5 protein-coding genes are annotated in these 9,611 nt (G+C 36.5%); 4 read left to right on the top strand and 1 reads right to left on the bottom strand.

Annotated features, from left to right (window positions below; genetic code table 11):
- The first annotated feature begins 228 nt into the window (after positions 1–228).
- The 4 genes from AC1W31_RS19460 to AC1W31_RS19445 all read left to right on the top strand — a co-directional run bounded on the left by AC1W31_RS19460 (position 229) and on the right by AC1W31_RS19445 (position 9,012).
- Positions 229–477 (top strand): hypothetical protein, encoded by a 249-nt coding sequence (locus AC1W31_RS19460; RefSeq protein WP_481736163.1) that lies wholly within the window; start codon positions 229–231, stop codon positions 475–477.
- Between the two features lie 440 nt (positions 478–917).
- Positions 918–1,385 (top strand): hypothetical protein, encoded by a 468-nt coding sequence (locus AC1W31_RS19455; RefSeq protein ID WP_481736162.1) that lies wholly within the window; start codon positions 918–920, stop codon positions 1,383–1,385.
- 366 nt (positions 1,386–1,751) lie between these two features.
- Positions 1,752–8,513: a DUF6443 domain-containing protein gene (locus AC1W31_RS19450; RefSeq protein ID WP_481736161.1), complete on the top strand. Its 6,762-nt coding sequence runs from the start codon at positions 1,752–1,754 to the stop codon at positions 8,511–8,513.
- A gap of 16 nt (positions 8,514–8,529) precedes the next feature.
- On the top strand, positions 8,530–9,012 hold the full coding sequence (locus AC1W31_RS19445) for a hypothetical protein (protein WP_481736160.1): 483 nt from the start codon (positions 8,530–8,532) through the stop codon (positions 9,010–9,012).
- Between the two features lie 365 nt (positions 9,013–9,377).
- On the opposite strand, the gene AC1W31_RS19440 is transcribed toward AC1W31_RS19445, so the two are convergent.
- On the bottom strand, positions 9,378–9,611 hold a 234-nt coding region (locus AC1W31_RS19440), incomplete at its 5' end, for an ISAzo13-like element transposase-related protein (RefSeq protein ID WP_481736159.1).

Genomic DNA, 9,611 nt, shown 5'->3' with positions numbered 1-9,611 from the left:
TGACATCAATGCGTATTTGGGCTATATTAGATTTTTTATCGTTTAACTTTTCAAATATACAATACCAATTTTTAATTTTTCAGCTCTTGTTAAAATATTTTTTATTTTACACTTTTTTATGCTAATATCACATAATATTTACTTTCTATATGGGGTGATATATTTTTATAAAATTATTTATATAGCTATATAAATAATTTTATCATTCACAATTTATTAATTAAGAAAATGGCAAAATTTACCAAAGAGGAAAAAATTAAGATGCTCGAAAATAAGTTAAAGGACTTAAAAGCATCGACTATGAAAGAACAAAGAAAAATTCGAGCTAAAAAACTCATTGAAATTGGAGCATTCTTTTCTTCTATTTTGGACGTGGATTCTATGCACGAAATTATCCGTAATGATGCCGAAGGAAAATTTAAAAAATATATCTCCGATTATTATCCACTCAAAGACAAACTCACCAAACCAATATAAGGATTTTCAAGGAGATTTTTGAAATAGGAGCTTCCTTATTTCTCCTATTTCTTTCCCTTTTCCCTTCATTAATTTTTATTAAAACTCAGGGGGGAAATAATCGTTTCGCTTGCTTTAATTTAAAAACACCTTTCTTTTTGTGGGTGTTTTTTCGCTGATGAAAAGTGTTTTTTAGGAACTTTCACCCACGATAAAACTTATAGCTTATTAAATCATGGTGGAGTTATCGTAATACAAAAACTAATTCAACGATAGATTTGGGGTTTAATTAGAAATAGATTAGAGGTTGCGGACTGACTAATAAAAGGTGGTTTTTAGAGATGTTTATTATCATAATAAGCATTATATTTGTTATATGAATAACATTCATAATCTTCATAAAATGCTTCATAGTGCTATTGAAGCATTTTGGACGGTTTTTATTTTATCCCATACTATCTATGAGACTCATTCATAAAATTTGTCCTGTCTGTCAGACCACCTTTGTAGCAAAACGCAGAAATCAGCTTTATTGTACGCCTGAATGTCGGGAGGATGTAAACAATGACAAACTTAAAGCCAAGTATCACAACATTAAAAACTTAGAAAAGGATAAAGCAATCAATGACCAATACAAAGCTAAATTTTTAGAGGCCATTAGAATTGTGATGGTGGACTATGACGAAAATGGCAAAAATAATGTGATTACTTTTGAGGGTAAAAAGTTTAGAAAAGAACCTACTTCTCTTCAATTTATGTCACAACTTGGTTTAGCGTTTAAAGAAGCAGCAGTCAGAGAGGGCAGGAGAGTTGCCATGTATATACCCCAAGAAAGCGCCATTTGTTTACTCCCTAAATACATCACCTATTCTCCCAACGAGGAAGTTACGTATCGGTTAATTAAAAAAAAGAAGGTTATAGCATCTTAAAATAACTTAAATTATTTCTGCATTAAATATTCTTTTTCTGCAAAATGATTAGGTAAATTTACGGTATTTTGGGTATTTTGCCCAAAAAGATGATAACCGTGTCTGTCAAATCAAAATTCTTTCCTTAACATTGTGCCAATGAATTAAAAAAGTATAAGAAATATATTGCGTTTAGCTTAAAAATCCTGTCTATCAAAACTCTGGTAAAGTAATGACTGCAAAACGGGAAAGTAAAAGTAAAACGCTCACGGTAAGCGTGAGCGTTACTTTGCTTTGTTTTGCAGGTTTTACCAGAGACCTTGATTGACAAGTAAGTAGCGTTTCACGCTATTTTTATGCCCAAAATCAAATAAAAATAAAGTCGCCATGAAAAAAAACTACTACCTGCATTTTTGCCACTTTAACGCTCTATCTAAGGTTTTTAGAACACTTTTTATTACTCTCTTTGCATTTTCAAGTGCATTCATCTACGGACAAAAAAGCCCCGATACGCCCCGTTACCGCACCCTAAAATATTTGACTTCCCCCAAGGTTGACACGAATCTAATTAAAACTTCCAATGCTTTCCAAAACAATAGTACGGCTGCCTCTTTAATTCCCCCAACGCCCGAAGCCGCTGCTTTGGGTAACTATGGCAATAACCCCGTTTCGCTTGCCTCTGGGGTTGCATCCATACCAATTCCTCTATACCAAATCAAGCAAAAAGACTTATCCTTAGACCTTTCTTTATCCTATCACGGAGGGGGCGTAAGAGTAGAAGAAGTGGCTCCGTGGACGGGATTGAGTGTATCGCTCGTGGGTTTAGGAACGATAACCCGCACGATTCGGGGGAGTAAGGCAGACGAATTAACCAATGGCTATATGAGCCTTTCCTATAATTTGGACAATATTTACCTTTGGTTTCAGCAAGGTACACATACATCCGAAGTGACCCAATTCAAAAATGACTATACTTCAAACGACCCCATTGATACCGAAGCGGATTTATTCACCTTTAATTTTGGGAAATATTCGGGAAAATTTGTCTATAACAAAACCGATGGCGTTTTCTATACCATTCCCCGTCAGAACCTCAAAATAACGCCAAGTCTTGATTTTTCCGCTTGGACAATAACCACCGAAGAAGGCATCCAATACGTTTTTGGTACGAGTGAAGTTACCACTTCCATTGTTTCTAATTGTAGTAGTTCCATCACGGGTTCTGGAACATTGCCTAATGCTCCAACCGCTTGGCATCTCACCAAAATCATTAGCCCAACCGACCCAACGAACTTTATTACCATCAACTACATCCCCGAAACCGTTTCCATGACGACCAACGGTTCATCCAAGCGATACATTTATTTTTCAAGTTGTGGCGGAACAACGCCTTTTAATAATAATTGTCAGACGACAGTAACTACTACCAGTGCCAAAGTTTCCGAAATCGTTTTCAGAAACGGTAAAATAACGTTCCAGAAAAGTATTGCCAATCGCTGTGATAATGCAGGTTATGGCAAAACCTTAGAAAAGATTATTCTTTACGATGCCAATAATCAAAGGGTAAAAGCTACCAAGATGTATTACTCTTATCACGGAAACCAACAAAAGAGCGATTTGACCTGTGGCACTACTAATTTCACGGGACGTTTACGCTTGGATAGCTTGAAAAGTTTTGGTGTAACGGATAATGATTCGCTCCCTCCTTACCGCTTAGATTACGAAACTTATGCAGGGATTTTACCTTCTACCCGTTCTTACGGACAAGATCATTGGGGATATTTCAACGGAGCAACGACAAACGATAATCTCATTCCACAATATAAATACCAAGACCCAACGAGTGGTAATAAATGGCGAGTGCTTGGTTCAAACGTTCGTGAAACTTCCCCAACGGATGCCCTATTGAACCAAATCAAAAAAATAACCTATCCCACGGGGGGGCATTCCGACTTTGAATTTGAGGTAAATCGCTATTATCAAAACAGTTGCGACCCTAATAAATGCCTCAATGAAGAAGCGAATGCCATTCAAAAATCTTGTCTTTATGATGGTGTCAATCAGACCTATCCAATAATCAATTTTACCATTAATCAATCTGCTTATTGTCGTAATGCTTGTCAGGGAGGCGTATTAGCCGATTTTACGGTATTGGGTAGTTTATTAGGGACGGGTTTGAACCAAGTGCAATTTCAACTTACATCCAACAATCCAAATTTTAGTACGATTACCTTTACCTCTCAAAGCATTTCAACTAACTTCCTACCGAACGGCAACTATACTTTAAGAGGGTTTTACAATGGTGCTTACGACCCAGAGTTGAACAATACTTACCTAATAATCAACTGGAAAGAAGCCCTTAGTTCCGATATTCCCGTGGGTGGTTTACGCATTAAAAAAATTACGGATTACGATGAAAACGCTAATGTGGTAAACCTAAAAAATTACCACTATACCCAAGAAAATTCCACGCATTCGAGTGCCTCTATCGCTTCCATTCCCTATTACGGACAACTCACTAATTTACAAGGAGATGCTTGTATCAGCTCAGGCATTCTACTTTCGGGCGAAAGTACCTACCCTTTAATGACTACCCAAGGGGCAACCGTAGGCTACAAAAGAGTGGAAGTGACCCACGGAGCCAGCGGTGAAAATGGCAGGGATATTCATACGTTTACGGGCGTAAGTAGCTATTCCACTAACGACGATTTTCCCGTTGTTCCCTACTATATGCAAGATTGGAAAGAGGGATTGAACACGGCAAACAGCAACCTGAGTGCTACGAATGTGCTATTAAAATCGGATAGTACGAACCAAGTTTTAGACCTTGAAATTGCCCAAAGGTTGTATAAAGCTACTACGGGTTTACGCTTGGCGATTGTTCCGTTTGTTAGACTTTTAGACCTCTATTTTATCAATGCTTACCAAACGCCCACGGATTGGTTTTTTGCTAATTTCACGGAAGAAAAGGTTTATCACACCAACGGTACGGATTACGTGAGCATCCCCAAATGGTTTGAATTCAATAACAAAAACTTCATGCCTTCGCTCACCAAAACCATTAACAGTTTGGGTGACACCCTAAAAACAGAAATGAAATACCCCCACGATTTTTCTACTGACCCCATTTATGCGGGAATGCTCTTGAAAAATCAATCAGGTATGGTCATTGAACAATCCGATTATATCAAAAGAGTGGGTAATAGCAGCTACGATTTTTTGATGAAACAACGGACTAATTACAATCAATTCAATGGCAGTTTTTACGCCCCAAATACCATTGAAACGCAGTACGCAGGGGGAACACTAACCCAAGAGGCGAGTTTCCTATACAGTAGTGATGCCTTGATTACTTCCGTTACAGAAAGAAGCGGCATAACGAGTAGTTTTACGTGGTACGGCACGGGGGATGTTGGCAAACGGGATTTATTAAAAACGATGGTCAAAGGCTCTGGTTTCGGCATTGCCCAAACAACGAGTTTTGACTACAAACCTTTGGTGGGACTCAGTAGCGTTATTGCCCCAACTACCTACGGCATGACCTATACGTATGACGCATTTAGTCGCCTAAGTTCGGTTCAAGATGCCCAATCCTATCAATTGAAGCGAATGTTTTATCATTATCGGGGGCAAAATACGCCCACGGGTTTAACGCTTGCTTTGCCCAAAACGAGCAATTACGTAGCCACTTTCACGGCAAGAAATGCCCAAACAACCTTGGATTCGGTCACCGATAACAGCACGGTAAGCATCGCCTACATGGACGGACTCGGAAAATCTACGCAACAAATTTTGTTCAAAGGCAGTCCCGACAAAAGCAAAGATATACTCTTAGGAACGACCGTCTTTGATAATCAAAGTCGTCCGAAACTCAGTTATTTACCCACGCCCTCGGATGTGAACACGGGCGTACCCAATACAAGTTTTCAGAGTTTAGCGAAGGCATTTTATGACAATGACAATAACCCGTACTCGGAAACGGTTTACGAAGAGTCCTCTCTGAATCGTCCTTTACAAACCTTTGGGGCGGGGCAAGCGTGGCGAACGGCTAATAAATTTGTGGCATACGATTACCTTACCGCTGGTCGTGGATTTTTAGGCTTTAAAATCGGCTCAACGGGCGTAAGTTCCGATACGCTGACAGGCAATACGCTTGTAAATTCACAAGTAACGAGCGAAAGAGGAGCAAAAACGATTGAACTAAAAGACCGTTTGGGCAGAGTGGTGTACAAACTGCAACAGTTAGATATAAACACGTTTAATTTTGCGATTACAAATTTTATTTACGATGACTTAAACCGTCTTTCTTACTGTTTACCTCCTGAGATTAATAAACAATTCGGAACGAGTACGGAGCAATTGAAGAGTTTCACCGACAGTAGTGCCATTTTCAAAGAAGGAATGTATGCTTATCGTTACGATAGCGCCCGTTCACGCTTAGTAGAAAAGCATATTCCTGGGGCGGGGTGGACTCGCTATTGTTACGATAAGCGAGATAATTTAATTTTGGAAAATGACGATGCCGATTCGATTAAATATTGGAAAATGACCAAATACGATGCCTTAAATCGTCCGATAATGAAAGGGATAATCCAAAATATCGGAGCGAGTAGTCGCCAAACTATACAATCAAATATTGATGGTTATGCAGGGCAAAGTTACGAAACTATCAGCACTGGAGGGCTTTACGGTTACACAAATACTTCGTTTCCGAGGGCTTATACCCCCGTGGATAGCAATATTAAAGTGGTCATGTACTACGATGATTATTCGCAAATTGATACAACGGGGGGCTATGGGTTTAAAAGTGCTTACGCTTTTCATGCTCAGGCAAACGCCAAAGGGATGCTAACGGGAACGCTGATTAGAAATTTAGAGACGAATGCGTGGTATAAATTCGTAAATTATTACGATTACAAGGGGCGTGTTATTGAGAGCTTTGCCCAAAATCATTTGGGAGGTATAGATAGAATGGAGTATCAATATCGTTTCAATAATGAGGTCTTAAAAATGAGAATCACCCACAAGAAAACGGGGGTGGCGGATATAGTGGAATTGTATGAGTACGATTACGACCACATCGGCAGAAAAACGGCTTTTAGGCACACTAAAGACGGTATTTCCCAAAATGTGGCGAAATATCAGTACGATTTAATCGGTAGAATGAAGGCAAAAATCCTCCGACCTGCGGGTACTGCCGTGGTGAGTTCCTTAACGGGAAACTGGACAAATAGCAGCACTTGGCAAGGGGGATATTTACCCACGATTACGGATAAAGTTACGATAAATACGGGACATACGGTAACCATTCCAAGCGGTCAGACCGTCACCGCAGGAACGTTGTTAGACAAAGGTATTTTAAAGAATTTTGGTACTTTACAAATGGGCAATGTAAACCCTAATGCGGTTTCGAGTGATTTGCAGAGTGTTGACTATAAATGGCATATTCGAGGTTTGAGAGGAATAAATTTGGATGCTAATAATAATCCAGTTCTTAGCAATGGCGATTTATTTAGTTTCAAATTGTCTTATGAAGAGGGGAGTTCGGGCTATTTTGACGGAAACATTGCCAGTCAGAAATGGTTGAGTGCCGTTGATAATTTAATTCGTACTTACGATTATTCTTACGATGGTAGTTCAAGGATTCTCGGAGCAAGTTTCACGGGTGGAAAACCGAATGAAAATTATTCTTTGGAAAATATGACTTATGACGGAAATGGAAACATAAAGTCACTTTGGCGAAGAGGGATGAGCCAAACTAACACTTTTAATTATATTGACAAACTAAGTTATGCTTATCCAAATAATTCAAATAAATTGACATCTGTAAGCGATGCTATCACTGGAAATCTAAACACCGGGGATTTTAGAGACGGTAATACTTCTGGCAATGATTATGATTATTTGGCAGATGGTAGTTTGAAAAAGGATTTGAACAAAGGTATTTCTTCGATTGAGTATAATTATTTAAAACTGCCTAAGAAAATTACTTTTACGAATACTAAATGGGTTGAATATAAATACGATGCAAGCGGTAAGAAATTAAAAAAAGTAACCTCAGATGGTATAACGACCGATTACGTAAGTAATTTGATTTATGAAAATAATATTTTGTATCAACTCTCGCACGATGAAGGACGGATTTCAAATAGTATTTATGAGTATAATATTACCGACCATTTAGGAAATTTAAGGGTAGCATTTAAGGATTCCGCAGGCATTGCAAAAATAACACAAGCACAAGATTACGAACCATTCGGTGTCGAAAACTGGACAAGTAAATACGTAAATGTTGGAAAATTGAATTTGCATAAATATAATGAAAAGGAAACACAAATTGAGACTGGATATATAGATTTGGGGAATAGAATGTTAGACCCGACCATTGGAAAAATGCTTTCGGTTGATAGATATTCTGAAAAATATTATGGTTTGAGTAACTTTCAATTTGCAGGAAATAATCCAATCAACAACATTGATATAAATGGAGATAGTTTGTTTATAAGTTATAAAAATCAAAATTATTTGTATGATAATGGTAAAGTTTTTCTTAATGGAGCAGAATACAAAGGAAAAATAAAAGGTTTTCTCAAAGAAACTATAAATGCTTTGACTTCTATCAGTTCTGGAAAAGAAGGTTCAGACATGATTTCTGAACTTCAAGGCTCAAAAAATAATTTTCAAATTATTGATGGTAACAGCCATTTTAACGCAGCTACTGCTATTAACGCCTATGCTAATCAACTTCAAACAGACCCTTCACAGTCTGGTTCACTTCAAGCCTTAACAAATATGGGGAAAAATATAACAGGAGGTTCTGGTGGTAATATTTTTTGGGATTCTGCGGGTTCAATTCTTCCAACTTTGAATGGGGGACAAACAAACTCAACTACGGATTTAGCTCATGAAATGTTTCATGCTCTGGATTCAAATAGAGGTCTTTTAGATAGTAGAATTGATAATGGAATAAAAAGAGATGAATGGCAAGCAGTATATAGAGAAAATATTTTAAGAATTCAGTTGAATCAACCATTAAGAACTAATTATATCAAAAGCGTTGACCCGTCAGGTACTTACATGGGTGGGGCAGGTATTAGAATGATTACACCTGCCAATCAACCGATATTACCAACATGGTACAAACATTAATTAAACGTAATAAAAAATGAAAAATACTATCTATTTTATTCTATTTCTAATGATTATATCATGTAGGAGTTATCAAAAAATCAATTTCCTATCTCACAAGACAACCTATTCCATAAGTATTCCAAATGGATATAGACTTGTTATATTAGTTGGTGGACATAATGAAGTTGAAAAACAATTTATTTATTCTGATTCATCCAAAATTTATATTTCAGATTTTGGATGTAGTAGTTTAAACTATTCAAATATTCGCTTCTTGGGAGATAGCGTGTTTAATAAACAATGTTCTGATATTGACTTCAATACAGCTATTTCTAATGAAATAGGCAAAGAATATAAACCTCCAATATCAATCATTTTAGGTATTTCATCGGATAGCCTTTATTGGAAAGATGTTAAGTCTGGTTATATAAACGTAGGCTATAAAAATGTATCTAAAATAAAAAGGTTGATGTTTGATGATATTATATATAATTTAAAAACAAAAAATAATCCATGAGCATATCTTTTAAGATGATTTTTTTCTTATTTGTATCTGGATTTCGCCTTTGTTGGTGTTTTCACCAACAAGCTACCGTCCGAGTTGTTAGTGAAACACCAACAAGGGCGAAAAAATTATTAGATAATTAAATTTTTTAAATAAAATGAATTATGAAAAATTTAAATATCATTTTTAGTGTATTCTTATTTTCTTTTTTTACAATTTCTTGTAAAAAAGGAGAGATAAAAGAAATTTTCCTATTCAGTAAATATGATAGGAAAGGAAATATTTTAGAACATAATTTTGCGAGATTTGAGATTACACTTGTTAATGATAGTATCAATGATGTTTCATTACTAAGTAATGAGTAAATAATAAGTTGGTCAATCTCTACCTTTTATTAGATAGTTCCATTTAGGTCTTTTATCATCGAAAGTAACATAATTTTTGATATTATCTTTAAATTTTTGACTGACCTCTCTTTTGTTTAAATATTGTTTTTGGTTGATAGATGTTATTACTTTCAAACCAGTACGAGTTGTTGTTGTATTGGTTAGATTTTTAACAAATTCTATATTTTTTAGAGCAACACCAGACCAAGTATGAGTTATTTGTGA

This window comes from Arcicella sp., assembly GCF_964672035.1.
Note: the sequence above shows the minus strand (reverse complement) of the source record. Positions and strands in the feature narration are given on the sequence as shown.

What these genes read in the sequence shown, in the direction of transcription:
- AC1W31_RS19460 (WP_481736163.1), top strand. Translation starts at nt 229, where the DNA reads ATGGCAAAATTTACCAAAGAGGAAAAAATTAAGATGCTCGAAAATAAG.
- AC1W31_RS19450 (WP_481736161.1), top strand. Translation starts at nt 1,752, where the DNA reads ATGAAAAAAAACTACTACCTGCATTTTTGCCACTTTAACGCTCTATCT.
- AC1W31_RS19455 (WP_481736162.1), top strand. Translation starts at nt 918, where the DNA reads ATGAGACTCATTCATAAAATTTGTCCTGTCTGTCAGACCACCTTTGTA.
- AC1W31_RS19445 (WP_481736160.1), top strand. Translation starts at nt 8,530, where the DNA reads ATGAAAAATACTATCTATTTTATTCTATTTCTAATGATTATATCATGT.